Source organism: Cellvibrio sp. 25HG11W-0, from assembly GCF_057815475.1.
The window spans coordinates 3,601,808-3,620,675 of sequence record NZ_CM174230.1 but is presented as its reverse complement, the minus strand read 5'-3'; the positions used below and the strand labels follow the sequence as shown (position 1 = coordinate 3,620,675).

The following is an 18,868-nucleotide window of genomic DNA, read 5'->3' as shown; positions in this document are numbered from 1 at the left end:
TTAGGCGTTAATTAATTGTTGCAATGCGTGCCGGTATTTATGTTGATCAATACAGGTTTGCATTTGTTGGGAGCAACATTGTTTTTTTTCTGCTAGTAGCTCAGGGGACTGATAAATTTCTGTCAGCATTCGCGCGCTGTATTGAATGTCGGCATCGGCCCAGGTGGCATCTTCAAATTCTTGGAACTCGGGGTGGGTGGAGTTAACCTTTATAGGTTTATAGGGTACTAAAAAACTATTTTCGGCGGTACAAAAATCCATATTGCCCGACCAGCTGGTAGCCAGTACGGGGGTGTCTAGCAGCATGGCTTCTGCCATTGTTAAACCAAAGCCTTCTGAACGATGTAAAGACGCATAGAGATCGGAGCTTTGAATTAGCCCGAGTATATCGGCACGACTCCACTGCTGATCGATCAATATGATATTTGTGTGCGCTGCCAATGCCTTAAGGAGTGAGATTTTTTCAGGTGAATTACTCCCAGCATTTGCCTTCAGTACTAAGTAAGCATCAGGGGTATTTATAAAAGCTTGTTTGAAGGCGGCGATTAACCCCAACGGGTTTTTTCGCTCCATGGCGCTGCCAAAACTAAAAATGGTAGATATTAAAAATGCCTCTGCAGGAATATGTAGCTGCGCGCGTATACCGGCCGCAGCGTCACCGCGGGTGACGGGGTGCGTTACGGTTATTACTGGGGAATGTGTGTAGCGCTTAATAGCGCTAGTGGTAAAGCGCGAGGGAGTGAATATGGCATTCATATAACGCAGTGCGCGAACCCATTCGGCAGGAATAGTTTCCAGTTCCCAAGCCCAATAGCCAATGTTGTAGGTCTTTTTAAAATCCACTAAGCCCATTTGTAAAATGACGGGTGGCAGCATTGGTGGATTAAGATGATAGATTCTGCAGTTAACCTTAGGTGTTGTTATATTGTTGAACGTCGGTTCCGGCCAGTCCCACGCTAGTTCTTTTGGTTTTCGAAAGTAGCTTTCTACGCTGGTGCACTTAACGCTATAGCCATCAGCCGCTAATTGCTGCGCACAGAGTCGCGCTGATTCACCAATCCCAGAGATGCTGTTAAAAAAACCAATTACTTCGATATATAAATCATCGCTATTCGGTAGTGGCCTGTGGCTTTTGGGAATCAAGCGCTGCAATAGCCGCGCACGCAGTAGCCGGTACATTTTCCGCAACAGGTTTTTCATGGGTTCACATTTTCTCAGTGAGTTTATTCGTATTCGGCAGCGCTGTTTGGGCGGCATTAGCGGCGCAGTATGTGTTTGTTAGGCGCTTGCCACTGCGCAGGCAGAGGATTAGAAATTGGCCAATATCTAGGGTGTAGCGTCGCAGTAAGCGTGAGGGTTCTAAGCACAGACGATAAAACCACTCTAACCGCATGCGTTGAATTAATACAGGTGCACGGTTTTTTTCTCCTGCAAGAAAATCGAATAAGGCACCCACACCCATTAATACTTGAACATTTAATGTTGAACGATTGTTGAGTATCCACTGTTCTTGATGGGGGTTGCCCATGGCGACGAGAACAACGTTGGCGTTGCTGCTATTAATCGCACTGATAACGTGCGCGGTATCTTTTGCTTCGTCGTAACCATTGCGCACGCCGACTACATTGATGTGATGTTGATTGATAAGGTTCTGTGCTGCACGTTGCGCAATACTCGGTTTCGCCCCGAGTAAAAATACCCGTGCGTCGGCACCGAGGCTTTTTAAAAAATAGGGTGTGAAATCAGTGCCGTTTAAGTTTTCGATAAAGGTGCGGCGATGAACCAGCCAGCTCGCTATATCAATACCGATACCATCGTTAACAATGATGGTGTTGCTATCAGACATTTTGGGAATGAGCGGCTGACACTGCACAATAAAGTTGGTGTTGGCAAAAAACAGCGAGAGCGGTTGGTTTTGTTGTTGCTGCATTTTTTGTCGCACTAGCGGAGCGAGAGCGGTGGCGGTGGTGCGTAAAATCGGAAAACCGCCCAACGCTAAAATGTCTGTGGTGTCGCGCTCATGCTGGGGAGTATTCATCAGGCAAATACCTCGGTGTCGTCGAATTTTTGGGGCGCGAGCATACGTTCAGTGACTTGCTTCCAATTCAGTACAGTGCGTTTTGGATGTGACCCTTGTGGATTCAATGCGCGCGAAATAGCCAGCGCGATGGAATTCTCATCGCCGATGTCGTAACCAAAGCGAGTGGGGTAATCAGCGGCAATAAAATGGGGGCAAATCGCGGGTAAGCCAAAAAACTCATACTGCGTTAATTTGAGCGAGGTATCGCGCAGATACGCTGGTAAATTCACACTGGAGTAGGGCGCAATGCCGAGTGTGGCGTGTTTTATGTAAGGTAGTGTTTGGGCGAAAGGCATTTCGCCATAGACGCTGACATTTTCACCATACTCAGGATGGTGTGGCTGACAGGAGCCGATAATGTGAAATTGAATCTGTGGGAAACGCTTGGATGCCAGCACAAAAAATTCTGGGTCAAATAACATGGAACCCACCGATACCGCATGAATACCCTCGGGGTAAGGCGATGGCCCAGCATTTTCTGTCGCGGCATAATCTATACCTTGGGGTACAAAGGCGAGATTGTGTACCGAGGGGATGGTCTCGGCCAGCGCTTTTGACGGCAGCACTATGGTGTCTATGTCTTTGGCAACGCGGGCAAACGTTTTACGAATATAGTCAGCGGCATCAATGGTGTCGAGTGAGTCTGAGGCGCGGTAAAGTATTTTGGCTTGTGGGTTTAGTTTTTTAATTAAATCGAAAAATATCGGCGCTATGCCGCTCTCTAATACAATCACATCTGAGTCTCGTATCCACGCGCGCAGTACGCTGTTGAAACCAAAGCTGTAGAGGTGATACATAAACGATTCAAAGGGACGAATACGAATAGGGTGAATTAAAGTTTTCCACAAGTAGCACTCCACACCTTGATAAGTCACAACCTTGTTGGCTTGATCATCGAGCGATAGGCGCGGGTCATGTTTATAGCGCGATAAAAAACTGTAGCGTAGGGAGAAGAAACGGGTGGTGCCCATTTGCGCCAATTCGCTGGCGACAAAATGAATGCCCGCTTTGCGCGGCGAGCGAAAATCGTGCGCGGAGAGCAGCAAGTATTTTTTCTTTGCAGTGGGAGATGTAACGGCAAGTTGCGGCTCGTCAATATTGCACAGGGTATCGAGCGTTGTCATAGCGATCTCCTTCATGGCCCATCAAAAGTTAGGTTCAGTTGTAGGTTCGGTTGTAGGTTTAGTTAAGGGGTCAGTTAACGGTGCTTCAGGAGGGCTTATAGCCTCGGCTTTTTTTGCGTCATAGAAAAACAACTGCAGTGGCCCCCATTGGGGTGCAAGTGGTTTATCGGGTCCACTTAAGGCGAGCGGGTAATTGCCCCACCAGCCACCAGCGGCCCAGTAGCTCCAACCCAGCCATGCTTGGCTATTCATCATTTCCAAAAAACGTGTAAGGGTCGCGAGACATTCGCTACTGGCAGGCACGCCAAATTCACCTAAAAATAATGTTTGTTGATGGGTGTTGGCCCAGCTACTGATACGCTCAAATTTATCCGTAAACTCTTCGGCAGCGCGACAGCCTGTGCCCGTAGTGGCGGTGTGAGTGCCTGAGTAGTTGCTGTCAGTGTATTGATGCACTTCAATAACCGCGCGTTTAAGCGGATCATGTAAATCTTCAAAAACATTCGCATTGCTGTTGGGCGCGCCCGCAAACCAATCCTGTAGACCGCTCCAGTGTCCACCGCTGACAAAAACCAGATTGCTAACCTCCGCTGCGCGCAGTGCTGCAAGTGTTTGTTTGGCAATTGCTGCCCATTGCAGCAAGGGGATTTTTGCGGGTTCATTCATTAATCCAAATGCGGTGAGCGTGGGGTCGTTAAATTCAGCGGCCAACGCGAGCCAAAACGCAATATAGGCCGCGGTCAGGTCGGTGCCATCGGGCAGCGTTTCATCTAATGTATAGCCGCGATAACTGGCGTAGTTGTGCACATCTAACAGCACGCACAACCCCTGCTCTTGCGCGCGCTTAACCGTGAGTTTGATGTGCCCTAATTCGGTAGCGTCAAAAGGTTGATTCAGCGCAGGTTGCAAGCGCTCCCAGAGAAACGGCAGGCGAATCATATTGGCGCCTTGCTCGGCGATAAATTGCAGCTCTGCTGCGCTGGGGTAGGTGTAATCGCGGAAGACAACCCCCGGTAATGCGCGCCCATTAAATTCGGCACCGGCAAGGTTGACACCCGTTAACCGCGCCTGATCTAGGCAGCCTGCGTGAGCTGGTAGCCATGCCATGCTGAGAAGGGTAATCAGCATCACTTTACTGAGACACATTAAGGGTTGGCGAATAACGTTGTTCATGATGCGGTGCGCAGTTGGTCATAGAGTGCGAGGTAGCGATCTGCCACCTGCGGCCAGGCATAACGGGTAGCAAATAGCTGTACGTTGGCCCGCCGACTTTGGTAGGCGCTCTCCCCTTGATTGTGGAGCTGCAGAAGTCGGTCAATGGTATTTTGGTGCGGGCATGGTTGTAGGTTTTGTTGCGCTGAATCGGTACAAAACCCAATCTCTGACGCATCAATTAAACGTTGAAAAGGAGGAATTGGACTGAGCACCGGTGTAAGCCCCGCGCTCATTGCTTCTATGGGTGCAATACCGAAGCCCTCGTGACGCGAGAGACACACAAAATAACTGGCTTGTTGTAGCAGTGCTTTTATTTCGTTGTCGCTGGGGTTGGCGGCGAGCGTAACGGCGTTGGATATGCCTAAGGTAGTGCAGTATTCCTGCAGCTCACTCAGGCTGTGATCGTATTCGCGTCCAGCAATAATCAAACGCCATTCTGCATGCTGAGCATGCAGTGTTTTAAACAAGTCTAAGGTTTCTATCAGGCCTTTGTTCGACGACCAGCGCCCAAAATACATGAGGGTGGGCTTGAGTTGCGGCGCGGCGCAATCGGCGAACTTTTCTACGTCGACGCCGTTTTCAATCACTTCTAATTTTTGCTTGCTCATAATCTGACTGAACAACTCGCCGTCGTTGGCGCTGGTGGCAATGACCTGGTTGTAGGCATTAGCCGATAAGCGGGTAATGCTTTGGAAATAAACTTTTTTAGCGCGTGATGCAAAGCCGCTATGAAAGAAACCGCCGTGCGTGGAGAGCACCAGCGGGCGGCGGTGTAGCCATTTGGTGGCGGCGAGAAAATCGTAGAAAAAGTCTACGCCGTGAACGTGAATGACATCGGCATCTTTCAAATATTTAAACACGCTCGGGCAGAATGGGTAGCGACTAGAGCCGTGGTAGGGCAGGCGAATCACCTCTATGCCATCGATCATTTCGCGCTCGGGCAGTATTTGAGTTGAATTTCTGAAGAGTCGGTCGAGGGTGATAATGCGCGTAGCGGTTTGCCCTAAGCTCAGTTGATGGCGGGCAATATTGCGCACCACTTCTTCCATGCCGCCAATTGACGGCAAATATTGGCGCACTATATGGGTTACTTTTAACGAGGATCTACTGGGCATGGAGGGCTCCTTGGTGTGCAGGTTGGCGGACCGATGTGGGAGCTGTTGGTGCCGGTCTTTGTAAACTGCAGCCCACTAAAAACCAGAGGACTGCGGCGCTTTTGAGGGCGAAAAATGAGGTGCCACTGACGCACAAAATGAGCGCTATATAGATGGAAATTAGCGCGCGAAAACGACGGCTTTCAGGTGTGGATGCAGGTAGATTCCAAAAACTAAACCACAGTAACAGGCAGAGCGGCAGGCCGAATGTTGAAAGTATATGGGCATAGCCTTCGTCAAAGTATTCACTGTGAATATTCGTGGCTAAGAGCATGGGCAGGTCAAACTCCATGAGCGCCCAACCGCTATAGGCGAGACGCCCGCGCAGGCCGTCATCGGTCATAACGCCATTTACACTCTCCGTTGCAAACCCAACCACCAGCAATAAAGCAACGGCCGCAAAAGGCGCCACAAGGGTGATAACAACTGCGTTGGTCGGCACCAGTAGGCGCAAAACAATAAATAAGCTAACGGTCATAAGTGCAAAGCGTGAGTCCGACAGGATGATCATGACAATAGCGGTGACGACAAAAAAGACACCTGCACGCCAGTCTTCGCGCGCGCGACACAAACCCCAGGCGATGCAGAGCGAGGCAAAGTTTCCGAGTGATACAGGTTCGAGAAAAACCGAGGAGATACGATGGGGGCCCAGAAGGCTGGGAAAGAGTGTGCGGCCTATGCCTTCGGGGCGCAGGCCATTAAGTTGCAGGCGACTTTCGCGCACGTAATCGGTGATGGGCTGGAGATTACCGGTGCTGATGTAGTAACTATAGATATCGAAAAACTGGGTGTAGGTATCGACAAACAAGGCTTCAAACATTCCCATCGTCAGCACCACCCAAATGGCGACCTTGAGGGCTTTGTCGGCCATAGCGATGCTGCCTAGGTTGCAGCCCAGCCAGAAAAAACAGAGGGGAATCGCAAGGTCGCGGAAGGTCTTGATATTGAGTTGTTCATTCACCAGTGCGGTGATGCAGAAGGTGGCGCCGGCTATGCAGGCCAGTATGAGTACGCCGGGTAAGAGGCGGCGGGCCAAAAACGGCAGGCAGCTCACGAAGATCAGTGCTTCGGCGCCACCCAAGATTGCGCGCGAGGTGGGCATCACAAAGGTATTGAGCAAGCACAGCAGGGCTTGATAGCTCACGCAGGCAACAACGATGAAGGTTGCTAAACGCTGGTCGCTCAGCCACGCGGTTTTTGCCAGCGGCTGCCAGTATTGCCTAGCAGAACTATGATGAGTGGCCTGAAAGCCTCTAGGCGCAGCGCCTCCGGGTTGATAACTGACGGGTTGATTCATCCTAACCTCTACTACAAAAGCCCAGCAGGCTGTTAGGCGCGCAGTGTGGCGCCGAGCAAGCGCACGCCTAATTCACGTAAGCGCTGAGCAATAACGGCAAGCGCTTTGGTGCGCGTATGGTGTGCGCGTGCAACCAGTAGCGCGGCACCTGCATGAGCGGCAATTAAGAGTGCATCGCGGTTCGAATCCATAGGGCTAGTCGTTATCAGGGTTATGTCGAAGCCCTGTGTCAGCGCGGCTAGGCGCGCGGGATATTGTTTACTTGAGAGCAATTCCTGCGGGTTGGGCGCACAGGTGCCTGCGGGCATAATTGAGAGCGAGCTAATAGTGTCTATCCTGCTGGGCGCAATGATTGCGCGCTCGGCAATCCAATCAGACAAGCCTAGGGCATGGGGTGGCAGGTTAAATAAGCTATTGAGCTGCGGGTTGCGCAGGTTGGCATCAATGAGCAGGGTGCGCATGCCCAGCTGGGCAAAGCTAATGGCTAAGTTGGCGGCAGTGAGCGCGGTGCCCACACCATCTTCTGCACTCATTAAGGCCAGCGCTCGCGCGTCGCGTTGACTGGATATGTTTTCGAGTGCTAGGTGTTGATAGGACGCGGTTTGTTGGCTGGCATTGAAATAGCGCAGCATCAATTCACTGCGCAAGCTGCGCACCGCTTCGGCCTGAATGCTGTCGGGTTGAAACAGTGCGCTCAGGCGACGATCAAATTTGCTCGAATTGGCGGGGGTTTGGGTATAGGCAAACTGCTCCGCCAGAATCGCGTGAATATCTTCAGGTGCCAGCAAACCCAATTTTAGTGCGGCGTCGCCAAAGCGCAGCCCCAACTTTTTTTGAGTCGCGCTGATGTGGTTGAGGTCCCCAGCGGTGAGTTTGCCCTTGGCCACCAGCATCGCGCCCATTTTGGTGGCGCTAACGGCTGGGTTATCCGTCAGAGCTTGAGCTAAATCGTTCATGGGGCGCCTCCTGCAGGGCTTATCTATTGCTAAACACAAATTTCAATTTTTACGTTTTTTACCTTGTAGATTTTTACGCTGTAGATCAGCTCGGGCTAGCAAGCCCTGGGCGAGTGTATTTTTGCGGAAACTCAGCGGGAATATAGGCGAGCACTGCCAGCCCCAAACCCTCTTCCAAGTCTGCGGGGGTGCGAATGCGTTGATCGAACCATTCCCAGCAGAGCGCCAAGGCGGTGCCCAGCAATAGGCCCGCGATACAGGCCAAGGTGAGTGCTAGCGCGGGCTTGGGTGATGTGGGGCTGCGCGGAGGTAATGCGCTGTTAAGTACCGCCACATCGGTTGCGGCAATTTGGCTCTCTAGGCGCGATTGCGCGCTGCGTGCAAGGGCCGCGTCATAGGCAGATTGTGCGTTGTCTACTTCTTGCTTCAACAGGGTCAGTTCATTGCGATTGCGGCTGAGCAGCAAGACGCGCGCTTTCTGTTCCGCAATGTCCGTTTTGAGTTGATCTTCGAGGGTTTGGGAGAGTGCAACCGAGGACTTAAGGCTGCCGTTTATCATCTCCAGCATCTTGTTCATTTGTTTTTGTAGGCTACCTACGTCGCTCTGCGCCTGCTTGTATTGCGGGTGGTTTTCACCTACTTGATTTGCCAGTTCGCTCACCCGCGCTTGGGCTTGGGCCAAGTCTGCACTTAAGCGCTGCACTTGGGGGTTATTCAGCGCCTGAAATTCCGCTTGGCCGCGTTTGGTGCCTTCAATTTGGTCGCTGCGGCTCTGGGAATTGAGGCGCTCACTTTGCACGGTGATCAGCATGGACGACAGCTCTGCCAATTTGGCCGACTCCAAATCTAAGCGGTCAGAGGTGGCGATGATGTTGTGCGCCTCTTGGTAGTTGGATAACGCGTCCTGTTTCTCAATCAGTTCGGCGCGCAGCCCAGTCAGCTGCTCCTTGTACCAAAGGCTGGTTTGTTTGGCCGGTTCAACACGCAGTTCAAGGGTGGTGTACATATAAGCTTGGGCAAAGGCGTCGGCCAGTTGTGCGGCGAAGGCGGGGTCTTGCGCTTGAAAGGTAATGCTTAACACGCTGCTGTCGCGCTTGGGGACAACCATCAGTCCTTGGGCGAGAAAATACAGCATTCGCCCTTTGTCCTGCACGGGGTCGCCGCTGAGTTTGGCGGCCTTGATCATGGCGGGCGACTGTTGTAGCGCCAGCTTCTCGATAACCTTGCTGGCCACGTTGCGGCTGCGAATAATATCGGCTTGGGTGGCGGTGTAGCCGCCCGTTAAGCGCCCCGGTTGAGATTGCCCGCTGATGGGATCAAGCCCGCGCCCATCTACCAATAAATCAGTCGATGCCGTGTAGGTTTTGGGGGTAATGACGATAGCCACCAGTGCCATCACTAAGGCTAAGAGCGTGGTGTGAATGAGCGCCCATTTGCGCGCGAGCAAGATACTGATCAGCGACTGTAAACTCATGTTCTAGCTCCGGTTAAAAAAGGCTTTCCTTAACGACCAATACATCGCCATCCATCACACTGTCGCTCAGTTTGGCGCGAAATTCTTTAAGCTTGCCATCCGCATCTTGGCGAAATAGTTTGATACTGCTATCGCTGGCGCGCGCATTGGGGCCACCGCCCGCACTTAGCGCCTGCATAACATTTAACGGGCGATCAAGCGGATACATGCCGGGAGTGTGAACTTCGCCGTTAAGGTAAAAACGCCCCGCGTTAGGCACATAAAGCGTGTCGCCATCTTGGAGCCACACCAGCGCGGTTTCATCTGCATCATAATTCAGCAGTTTTTGCAGATCGTATTCAGTGCGCTCTTGGCGGCCATTACCCTTGGTGCGGGTCAGTATTAAACGTTCGCTACCGCTCGGCGCTATGCCACCCGCCCACGCGATAGCTTGGGTAAGGCTGGTTGGCCCTTCGAGCACCAACTTGCCGGGGCTGTTTACCTTGCCCAAAATCGCGACGACCTGACTGCGATATTTGGTCACCAATACATTCACTTGTGCACTTTTAAGGTAGTTGCCTTGCTGATAGCGCTCGGCAATTAGCTGCGCAGCATCGGCGCTGGTTTTACCCGCAATCGCCATAGAGCCAACCAGCGGTAAAACTACAAAACCTTTGGCGCTGACTTGGCTCTCGGCGGTGAGTTCAGGTTGCCCATACACGGTGATGTGTACCTCGTCGCCCGCACCTATGGAGTAGGCGCCATTGCTATTATCCTGAGTCGCATAAGGGCTAGCAGATTGCTCCGCCGCGATTAGCGCGCAGGGGCTTACAAGTAAGACAACAGCGGCACATAAAACCCTAAGACGTAGCTCCACGTTCATGACAGATCCTTAATGGTACAAATTGACTTATGCGCTCAGTTAGACAGCGCGACTAGCAACTTCCAAACGCGGGTGCGGGCCCACATTGCCAAACGCTACAGGTGTTTTCTTTAAGTGCTGTTGCAAAAGCGAGGCCTAGTTGCGCACATGGTGCAAAAAACAACAAAAAATCAGCGAAACGTCACGTAATAGTGGATCGAGGAGGTTTTAAGTGCAGGTCTTAGGCGCTGTTCGCAATAATTTCATCGCTGCCCGTCGATTTGCTCGGTGCAAACAAGGGAGTCTGGTGCTTTTGTGTATTATTTTGGTGCATTAACTAATGTTTGGACTGAAGTAGAGTCGATGCTTGAATTGAACTTAAGGTCGAGCAGCGAATGTGATTTCTTTGTTATCGTTTCAGGCACATAAAAAAGGAGGGAGGGCTTGAAGCCTTCCCTCCTTTTTTGATTGCACTGCGTATCTATCTTTTGTGCTTTTGTGCTTTTGTGCTTTTGCGCGTACCCGTTAAAGAGCTTCCGGCTTTACAATTTCAAGCGAGTATTGAACGCCTGAGCGAGTATTGGCCACAATTAAAAGAGCATAGTAGGTTTGATGGTTGTAGGTGATGTTACTGGTGACTATTCCGTAGTCTGAACTGCCATCCACAAAGTTGTCGAGACCGTCAAACTTGTTGTAAATATCGCTCGCATCTTGTCCTCGATCAGAGAATATAAAGCGCCTAGGGAAGAAGTAGCCGCAGTTCTTATCGGCGGAATCACACTCCCACATAACACCGAAACCCGCTGAACGTAAGTTTTGCTTTAGTTGGGTTAACACCTTCAGGTAGGATTTTGAAACGCTGGTGGGAACGTCAAATATTTTTACTTGTTGCTCGCCCGTAAGCTTCAGCTTTTTGTAGTTGTCAGGCTGGTCTTTTAGATTTTTAGATAATGGAAAGATTACGCGCGTGAGGTCATTGATGTTTTCAGCTTGAAGGTTGGCACCTTGGAATTTTTTTACCAAGTCAAACCCATTGGTGCTTCCGGTGATTGGCTCGCTAGTGGTGGCAGGCGCGGCGCGCTCTATTGCAGCGTTGGGTGCTGGGTCATCAGCGCGTATTATTTCGATAGAGTACTGCACTTTACCGCGATATTGCGCGGCTATAACTGTAACAAAATAGGATTGATTTTTGCGCACTGCCTTGCCGGTATAGATGGCGTAATCTGAACTGCCGTCAACAAAGTTATCGAGCCCATCAAATTTGTTGAAGATGGCACTGGCGTCTTCGCCGCGATCTGAAAAAATAAACTGTCGAGTAAAGAAGTAACCGCAATTTTTATTGGTGGAATCACATTCCCAAAGTTTGGTAAAACCCGCTGCTTTTAGGTTTAATTTAAGCGTGTTGAAAACCTTGAAATAGGATTTAGAGACTTCTGTTGGAACGTCATACAGGTAAACCGACTGTTCACCGCTTAGCTGGAGTTTTTTATAGTTTGTTTGGTCGCTGCGTAAATTGCTAGAAAGGGGTAGAACAACTCGGGTTAAATCGTTGTTTTGCTGGGCGTTTAACACACTGCCGGGGTACTTTGCGACTAGGTTGTTTTCTTGAGAGCCCTGTAGATCGGTGCCCTGAGTGAGAGCTTCCGTGGGGTTTTCGATGACTTCTGCGATTGAATCCTTTAGCTGCTGTTGTTTGTCGATCAGTTTGCTGGCTTTGTTGAAGAGATCCATGCCGCTGCCCGCAAAGCTTGGCTGAGCTGCAAGGGTGCTTAGAAAGAGTATGAGTGATATATGTTTGATCATAATGTGGCCTGTCCTTTGGGGGGTATGCGTAGCAATTTGAATAGGTTAATGAGGAGGGTAGAATCTAACCTATTGAAACTGAACACTTAGTTAATCCTTTCGCTGTCGCTTAAGGTGCTCAATGGGGTTGGCAATATAGCGGGCTTCAGCCGCGAATTCCAGTGAATGCTTAGAGCAAATTGTGCGTTACAGTGCTTTAGACTTACGAGGTTTTACTAACTCCTTAAGTGGCTAGGCAGTCCATCTTGAGGCAAATTGTTGCGCCACATGAATTTTTTGCATGGAAGCTTTTTGCGTGCTTGGTGTACAATGCCTGCCTAAATTTTTCCCCCTTCCCATTAATACCACAGCCTCACTCGGGGACCTGTGGGTCAGCTTAGGACTCATCTATGTTTGATAAGAACCAAACTATCGCTTCTTTTGACCCTGAAATTTGGGCTTCCATCCAAAATGAAGGTCAGCGCCAAGAAGATCATATCGAGTTGATCGCCTCGGAAAACTACACCAGTCCGATGGTGATAGCGGCTCAGGGTACCAAGTTGACCAACAAATACGCTGAAGGCTATCCGGGCAAGCGCTACTACGGTGGTTGTGAGTTTGTTGATGTGACGGAAGCCTTGGCTATTTCGCGCGCTAAAGAACTGTTCGGTGCCGATTACGCCAACGTGCAGCCGCACGCCGGTTCTCAGGCTAACCAAGCGGTTTACGCTGCACTTTGCGCCCCCGGTGATACCATTTTGGGTATGAGCCTGGCCCATGGCGGTCACTTGACTCACGGTGCCAAAGTGAGTTCGTCAGGCAAGTATTACAATGCGATCCAGTACGGTTTGAATTCCGAAACTGGCTTGATCGACTACGACGAAGTTGAGCGTCTGGCGCTGGAACACAAGCCTAAGGTCGTTGTGGCAGGTTTCTCGGCTTACTCTCAAGTAGTAGATTGGCAGCGTTTCCGCGATATCGCTGACAAAGTAGGTGCTTACCTGTTTGTCGATATGGCGCACGTTGCGGGTTTGGTTGCTGCAGGTCTTTACCCTAACCCAGTTCAAATTGCCGATGTAACCACCACCACCACGCACAAAACATTGCGTGGCCCGCGCGGCGGCCTGATTTTGGCCAAAGCCAACGAAGAAATTGAGAAGAAGCTGAATTCAGCCGTATTCCCCGGCGGCCAAGGCGGCCCTTTAATGCACGTAATCGCCGCTAAAGCGATTAGCTTTAAAGAAGCTATGACCCCTGAGTACAAAGCGTATCAACAACAAGTAGTTGTTAATGCCAAGGCGATGGCGAAAACCTTCTTGGCGCGCGGCATCAATATAGTGTCTGGCGGTACTGAAAACCACTTGATGCTGGTTGACTTGATCGGTAAGCAATACAGCGGTAAAGATGCTGATGAAGCCCTCGGCAAAGCGCACATCACCGTTAACAAAAATGCCGTACCTAACGACCCGCGCTCACCTTTTGTGACCTCTGGCATTCGCGTAGGTACACCTGCAGTAACCACTCGTGGTTTTGGCGAAGCGGAATGTGTAGAACTCACCAACTGGATCTGCGACATTTTTGATGCACTCGAAGCGGGTAATGCCGATGCTGTGATCGAAACCGTTAAAGTTAAAGTAGCGGCACTCTGCAAGCGTTTCCCTGTTTATGCTGACTAATTTTTAGTAAGTATGGAACGACAAAAAAGCAGCCTGTTGGCTGCTTTTTTTTGTTGCGATATTTCATCGCCGCTGTTTTTACCTTTCAGAAAAAAGCCGCTCAACTTTCGCCGAGCGGCTTGCTGCTACTACTTGCTAGTCGGTTTGAGACTAGTTGTAGTAGTTCATGTACAGGCCCATGCGCAACGCAGAGCTGTTATCGCGATTGGCATAGCGGCTGATTTTTACGGTGTAGTAGCCTGATTGCGTGGGAGTGAAGTTTACATATTCAAACGAATTATCCCAAGAATAAGAACCGCCTACATAGTTGCCGTTAGGTGCGTAGACTCTCATGTCTAAGTCCATGCCTATAGGGTGCGCATTGTTGCGGTTGTTGTAGGTGTAAGTGCCGCGATTCATCCAAGACAACGCAACGCGCGCATTTTTGAAGCTGTTAGAAATGTAAATGCGTTTGGTGACATAGCCATCGCTGCTGCCATCGTCTTTATCAAACGTGCTCCATGAGGCGTTGTTGCCGCTCCACCAAGCCCAATAGCCAGAATATTGCGCACTTAAAAAATCAATGCCGCCCAATCCGACTTTATCAAAACCACCGCTAATGGCATCAGTAGCGCCTGCCAACATTTTCGCCTTGGCTAAATAAGGGCGATATTTCAAGTAGGTAGAAGAGCTCATCATGTCGGCCGTAAACGCCGCAGCGTGAGGGCAGGACATACTGGTGCCCGTCATGGTGAAGCCGCCAGCGGTAATGCTGGTGCCCGGTGCAGAAAGCTCGGGCTTATCGTTGCCAATGCTAGGGTCAGTGAATGATGAGCCGCTGTTAATAGCATTGTTTGAATCGTTGTAATTACCTACCGCAATGATATTCAGACCTTTGCCCGGAGTAGAAATACTGCCTGAGGTAGTACCTGAGTTGCCGGCACTGTTAAACATCGCAAGGCTGTTGTTGTAGCTGTAATTGTCCCAGCTGCGGTCAGTGGTGCCATAGTTATTGCTGGAAGCGTCGCCATTGGAACGGGTGGTAATGTAAATACGGTCATTGCCGCCCACACCATCCAAATCACTATCATTGGGGAGCACGGCGCTGCCGCGGCAGTATAAAAACGAATTGGGCGATACGCTGCGAATGATCGCGCTCACGTTGCGCGAGTGATTGGTTTCTGAGCCTGCCAAACGATCGTAATTGGTAACGCGCGACTCGTTGGCACAGCCGCTTTCAGTCATATAAATACCAATGCCATCGCCGCGCGTGGTACTAAAGGGCAGCGCCCAATTAGTGATGTTGGTTGCGTTCATCGCCCCGTTAATATCGTCTTTGAATTCCGGTGCGGGTTCAACGCCTGCGATCATGGCGTCATCGTTTTCGATCAAGCGGGCAAGGGCGTCAGCGGTCAAGGCAGCTGTTAAGCCTTCTTCGCCGCGCGCCAAGGCTTCGCGTACACCTTTAGCGTCGAGCAACTTGTTACTTTCAGCCCAGCGTTGAACCGTTGCGCTGCGTAAACGGTTAGCTTCGCTTTGCTGTTTGCGCAATGCTTCAGCGCTGGTATCGCCAAATTGATTCAATTCTTTGGCGCCAATTTCGCGGCCATTGACAACGCCGCTCGCGGTTTCGCCATTGCGAATTTCACCGAAGCCAATCTCTGTGGGCAGCTCAACTACAACCTCAACGTTCAAGGCGATATCCACGTTTAAGGTAGCGCTGGTGTTGCCTTGGCTCAGCATGGCTTTCACCCACTTCACGACACGCGGGTCAAACTTCTCGGTTTTGGCAAGGGGTACTTCGCGCTCAGAAATTTCCTTCCCATTCGCATCGAGAATTTGGGTTTTTAATTCCCCTTTTTCATCCGCAAACTTAGTGAAGGAATAGCTGGCGCCATTAATAACTTTTACCTTGTTATCTACAATTGCCGGAGAATCCGTCTTAGGTTCAGTTGCGGCAAGGCTAGTGGTGTTAAGTGTGGTGGTGAACGCGGGAGTGACAACGCTAGGTTTGCTCAGATTGGTTTGCGCACTGCTCGCACTCGCGGCTAAAGCAGTGGTTAAACTGAGTGCAATCACAAGTGGGTGTTGAATGAATATTTTGAATTTCATGATAGTTTCCTTTATGACGTTAAGTTCAGTTGCAGCCCAGATAATCCTTTAGGCTGTACACAGTCTATGCGCGTGCAGAGTCATCCTCTGTAAAAAAATACCGAGGAGGTTGTGAGATATTTACGTGAGGGCGCGCAGAGGTGCTTGCAGTGGGAAGGGTGCATGGTTCATGATGCCGCTGCATGAACGCTTAGCCAAAGAGTCTCACATCTTCGGGGAACTTCGTAAACTCATCGGAGTGTTTCTGTGTTATTTCGCCAGTATGACTTCTTGAATTCCATATTCTGTTGAGGTGAGCATAAGAATGACCAATTAAAACTTCAAATTCATGTTCATCGATCTCACTAGCTGGCGTTATGCGAGAGCTTAACTCCTGCAGATGTTCGATAAGCTCTTCAATTTCATATGATAGTAGAGCCCATTCAACTGGATTGCTTTTTCCATTGATCATCTTATATCCTCTTGTGGTCTAGCAAATGTTTAGGCTGCCGCCTTAGTGCACACCAAAATCACATTCCCCTCTTGCCCATCCCAGCCTTCAATCTTACTGAAATCCCGCTTCAATACTGTCACCTCGAACCCTATAGTAGTAAGCAGGTTTTTCATGGTTTGAATATCCATTGCCAACATGCTGTGGTGATCTTGCCACGCGGTGATAGTTGCATTGGTTTTTTTATGAATCGTTAAATGTAAATCAAGTAGGTCGCCTTCGCCTTTGTAAAACCAGCGTGATTGAAAGCGAAAGAGGTCTGCGCCTTGTAAGTGTTCGTGGCTTACGCCTTGATCGTTGGCGATGGTGTTTTTGTCTACGGCATCAAAACAAAATACACCGCCGGGGTTGAGGGCGGCGTAAGCGCGGGTGGCAGTGGCTTGAAATTTTGCGCTGGGGTAGCAGTAGTGCATGGAGTATAAAAAGCAGGTGATGAGATCGAAGGTTTGTTCAAAGTGAAATTCGCTCATGTCTTGGTGCGAGAAGTGGGCGTTGGGGCAGCGTTGGGCGGCGAGTTCGAGCATGGGGGCGTTGAGGTCTACACCAGTTGCCGCATAGCCAAAGCGCAAAAAGTGTTCGATGTGTGGGCCGGTGCCGCAGGCGAGATCGAGATAGGCATTGCCGCCGCTGCCGAAGAGTTTGTGCAGCCTATGAGCTTGATCGCATTGTTCACCATAGTTGATGTGCGCGCACATGAGGTCGTAGCAACCCGAAAGGTCGGTATACAAAGTGGTTTCAGCTATCAAGGCGGTGGCTCACATGAAACCCTGGGCGGGTTTTGGTTAGGGGGCGGGCCAGTTGCGTGTTGATAGGGTGTGGCCATTTTGGATGCGGGCGCATTCTATAGATTTATGGGTTTAATCATAGATTCTTGAGCTAAATAATACAGTTGTGGTGCTTAGGTTGGGGGCGCGGAATTTTCGGGTTTGTTGCGCGGCTTAGGCGGCGAAAAAGCCTTTGGCAGCAGGTGCCTAACAGAATTGGGTTTGAGGTGAATTTGTCTAAGGCTGAGCTATGGGGTTTTATGCTAGTATGCGCGCACTTTTTATGGCTGGGGCCCATAGCTATGCATTGTCCGTTTTGTAGCGCTGAAGATACCAAGGTTATAGATTCCCGTTTGGTCGCCGAAGGCGATCAGGTGCGCCGTAGGCGCGAGTGCTTGAGCTGTCACGAGCGTTTTACAACGTTTGAAGTGGCGGAATTAGTGATGCCGCGCATCATTAAGCAAAACGGCACCCGCGAACCCTTCGATGAAAACAAGCTGCGCGCTGGCCTTTTGCGCGCGCTGGAGAAGCGCCCAGTAAGTATTGAGTCTATCGAATTAGCGCTCAATCACATCAAACATTACTTACAAGCCACTGGCGAGCGCGAAGTAAAAGCGCTGTTGGTGGGTGAAAAAGTGATGGAGCAGCTGCAAAAGCTCGATGAAGTGGCCTATGTGCGCTTCGCGTCTGTCTATCGCCGCTTTAAAGATTTAAACGAATTCCGTCAGGAAATCGACCGCCTCGAACAGCAACCGGATTAACACAAAGCGCTATGGCTCTCTCTCCTCGCGATGTTGAATTTATGGCACAGGCTTTGCGTTTAGCAGAGCGTGGCTGCTACACCACTATGCCTAATCCTCAGGTGGGTTGCCTGCTGGTAAAAGACGATCAAGTAATTGCTGAAGGCTGGCATATTCGCGCCGGCGAAGGTCATGCGGAAGTAAATGCACTTACCGCCGCAGGTGAGAAAGCGCGCGGCGCCACCGCCTATGTGAGCCTTGAACCCTGCAGCCACACTGGCCGCACTGGCCCCTGTGCCCTGGCGCTTGCCGAGGCGGGCGTGGTGCGCGTGGTGTATGCGATGGAAGACCCAAATCCGCAGGTATCAGGGCAGGGCATCGAAATGCTTCGCGCTGCAGGCGTGTTAGTTGATGGGCCGCTGTTGGAAGATGACGCGCGAGCGCTCAACCCTGGTTTTATCAAACGCATGACCCGCAGGCTGCCTTATGTGCGCTGCAAAATGGCGATGAGTTTAGATGGCCGAACCGCTATGGCGAGCGGCGAAAGTAAATGGATTAGCAACCCCAAGGCGCGTACTGATGTGCAGCGTATGCGCGCGCGTTCCTGCGCGGTCATCAGCGGTATTGAATCGGTACTGCAAGACAATCCATCACTCAATGTGCGTGCCGCAGAGTTGGACTTACCCAATGCCGAAGCGGCGGCGGCTAAGCAGCCACTGCGAGTAATTTTGGATTCTCACTTGCGCTTGCCGCGCAACGCGTTTTTGTTAGGCTATGAGTCGCCCATTTTGGTGGTGCACAATGGCGCTGAAGCGAATCAGGATAAGCTGACGGATTGGCCTGCTCATGTAGAGTTTTTGGCGCTGCCCGCACGGGATGGGCGCATTAACCTAGAAGCACTCTTACGTGAGTTGGCACTGCGCCAATGCAATGAAGTGTTGTTAGAAACAGGGGCTACATTGGCGGGCAGTTTTTTACGCCGTGGTCTGCTTGATGAAATTATTATTTATATGGCATCTAAATTGATGGGCAGCAATGCGCGCCCGCTGTTTGATTTGCCCATCGACAATATGAACGCAGCCCTCGCGCTGAAGATTACCGATATGCGCGCGCTCGGCCAAGATTGGCGTATTACCGCCATGCCGGATACGGAGTATTAGTCGGCACTGAATGCCGCGCTTGTG

At 50.7% G+C, this 18,868-nt stretch carries 16 protein-coding genes; 3 read left to right on the top strand and 13 right to left on the bottom strand.

Annotation, left to right across the window (positions count from 1 at the left end; genetic code table 11):
- The 10 genes from AC0KUT_RS15095 to AC0KUT_RS15050 form a co-directional block, all read right to left on the bottom strand.
- Entirely contained in the window at nt 1-1,200 is a 1,200-nt protein-coding gene (locus tag AC0KUT_RS15095; RefSeq protein ID WP_488831183.1) for a glycosyltransferase, read from the bottom strand.
- A 4-nt stretch (nt 1,201-1,204) separates the two neighbouring features.
- Nucleotides 1,205-2,038: a WecB/TagA/CpsF family glycosyltransferase gene (locus AC0KUT_RS15090; protein ID WP_488831182.1), complete on the bottom strand. Its 834-nt coding sequence runs from the start codon at nt 2,036-2,038 to the stop codon at nt 1,205-1,207.
- On the bottom strand, nt 2,038-3,204 hold the full coding sequence (locus AC0KUT_RS15085) for a GumK N-terminal domain-containing glycosyltransferase (RefSeq protein WP_488831179.1): 1,167 nt from the start codon (nt 3,202-3,204) through the stop codon (nt 2,038-2,040). The genes AC0KUT_RS15090 and AC0KUT_RS15085 overlap by 1 nt, the downstream gene beginning before the upstream one ends.
- Nucleotides 3,205-3,225: 21 nt before the next feature.
- Entirely contained in the window at nt 3,226-4,377 is a 1,152-nt protein-coding gene (locus AC0KUT_RS15080; RefSeq protein ID WP_488831177.1) for a glycoside hydrolase family 5 protein, read from the bottom strand.
- Nucleotides 4,374-5,534 (bottom strand): glycosyltransferase family 4 protein, encoded by a 1,161-nt coding sequence (locus tag AC0KUT_RS15075; protein WP_488831175.1) that lies wholly within the window; start codon nt 5,532-5,534, stop codon nt 4,374-4,376. The genes AC0KUT_RS15080 and AC0KUT_RS15075 overlap by 4 nt, the downstream gene beginning before the upstream one ends.
- Nucleotides 5,524-6,870: a polysaccharide biosynthesis protein GumE gene (locus AC0KUT_RS15070; protein WP_488831174.1), complete on the bottom strand. Its 1,347-nt coding sequence runs from the start codon at nt 6,868-6,870 to the stop codon at nt 5,524-5,526. Before AC0KUT_RS15070 ends, AC0KUT_RS15075 begins: the two co-directional genes overlap by 11 nt.
- 32 nt (nt 6,871-6,902) lie before the next feature.
- A complete protein-coding gene (locus tag AC0KUT_RS15065; RefSeq protein WP_488831172.1) occupies nt 6,903-7,826 on the bottom strand; it encodes a polysaccharide biosynthesis tyrosine autokinase in 924 nt (307 codons plus the stop codon).
- Between the two features lie 85 nt (nt 7,827-7,911).
- On the bottom strand, nt 7,912-9,300 hold the full coding sequence (locus AC0KUT_RS15060) for a Wzz/FepE/Etk N-terminal domain-containing protein (RefSeq protein ID WP_488831169.1): 1,389 nt from the start codon (nt 9,298-9,300) through the stop codon (nt 7,912-7,914).
- Nucleotides 9,301-9,313: 13 nt separating this feature from the next.
- Entirely contained in the window at nt 9,314-10,162 is an 849-nt protein-coding gene (locus AC0KUT_RS15055) for a polysaccharide biosynthesis/export family protein (protein ID WP_488831167.1), read from the bottom strand.
- Nucleotides 10,163-10,666: 504 nt separating this feature from the next.
- Complete coding sequence (locus AC0KUT_RS15050; protein WP_488831165.1) at nt 10,667-11,944, bottom strand: hypothetical protein; 1,278 nt, start codon at nt 11,942-11,944, stop codon at nt 10,667-10,669.
- Between the two features lie 389 nt (nt 11,945-12,333).
- Here AC0KUT_RS15050 and glyA point away from each other — a divergent pair, with 389 nt between their 5' ends.
- On the top strand, nt 12,334-13,599 hold the full coding sequence (gene glyA, locus AC0KUT_RS15045; RefSeq protein ID WP_488831164.1) for a serine hydroxymethyltransferase: 1,266 nt from the start codon (nt 12,334-12,336) through the stop codon (nt 13,597-13,599).
- A 150-nt stretch (nt 13,600-13,749) separates the two neighbouring features.
- Here glyA and AC0KUT_RS15040 read toward each other — a convergent pair whose 3' ends face one another.
- The 3 genes from AC0KUT_RS15040 to AC0KUT_RS15030 all read right to left on the bottom strand — a co-directional run bounded on the left by AC0KUT_RS15040 (nt 13,750) and on the right by AC0KUT_RS15030 (nt 16,926).
- Nucleotides 13,750-15,690 (bottom strand): S8 family serine peptidase, encoded by a 1,941-nt coding sequence (locus AC0KUT_RS15040; RefSeq protein ID WP_488831162.1) that lies wholly within the window; start codon nt 15,688-15,690, stop codon nt 13,750-13,752.
- A gap of 190 nt (nt 15,691-15,880) precedes the next feature.
- Complete coding sequence (locus AC0KUT_RS15035) at nt 15,881-16,141, bottom strand: hypothetical protein (RefSeq protein WP_488831160.1); 261 nt, start codon at nt 16,139-16,141, stop codon at nt 15,881-15,883.
- A 29-nt stretch (nt 16,142-16,170) separates the two neighbouring features.
- Complete coding sequence (locus AC0KUT_RS15030) at nt 16,171-16,926, bottom strand: class I SAM-dependent DNA methyltransferase (RefSeq protein WP_488831158.1); 756 nt, start codon at nt 16,924-16,926, stop codon at nt 16,171-16,173.
- A 320-nt stretch (nt 16,927-17,246) separates the two neighbouring features.
- Between AC0KUT_RS15030 and nrdR the strand changes: the two genes are divergently transcribed.
- Both nrdR and ribD read left to right on the top strand, forming a co-directional pair.
- On the top strand, nt 17,247-17,705 hold the full coding sequence (gene nrdR / locus AC0KUT_RS15025; RefSeq protein WP_488831156.1) for a transcriptional regulator NrdR: 459 nt from the start codon (nt 17,247-17,249) through the stop codon (nt 17,703-17,705).
- 11 nt (nt 17,706-17,716) lie between these two features.
- The gene (ribD, locus tag AC0KUT_RS15020; protein ID WP_488831154.1) at nt 17,717-18,844 is read left to right on the top strand and encodes a bifunctional diaminohydroxyphosphoribosylaminopyrimidine deaminase/5-amino-6-(5-phosphoribosylamino)uracil reductase RibD; all 1,128 of its coding nucleotides are present in this window, start codon (nt 17,717-17,719) and stop codon (nt 18,842-18,844) included.
- The last annotated feature ends 24 nt before the right edge of the window (nt 18,845-18,868 follow it).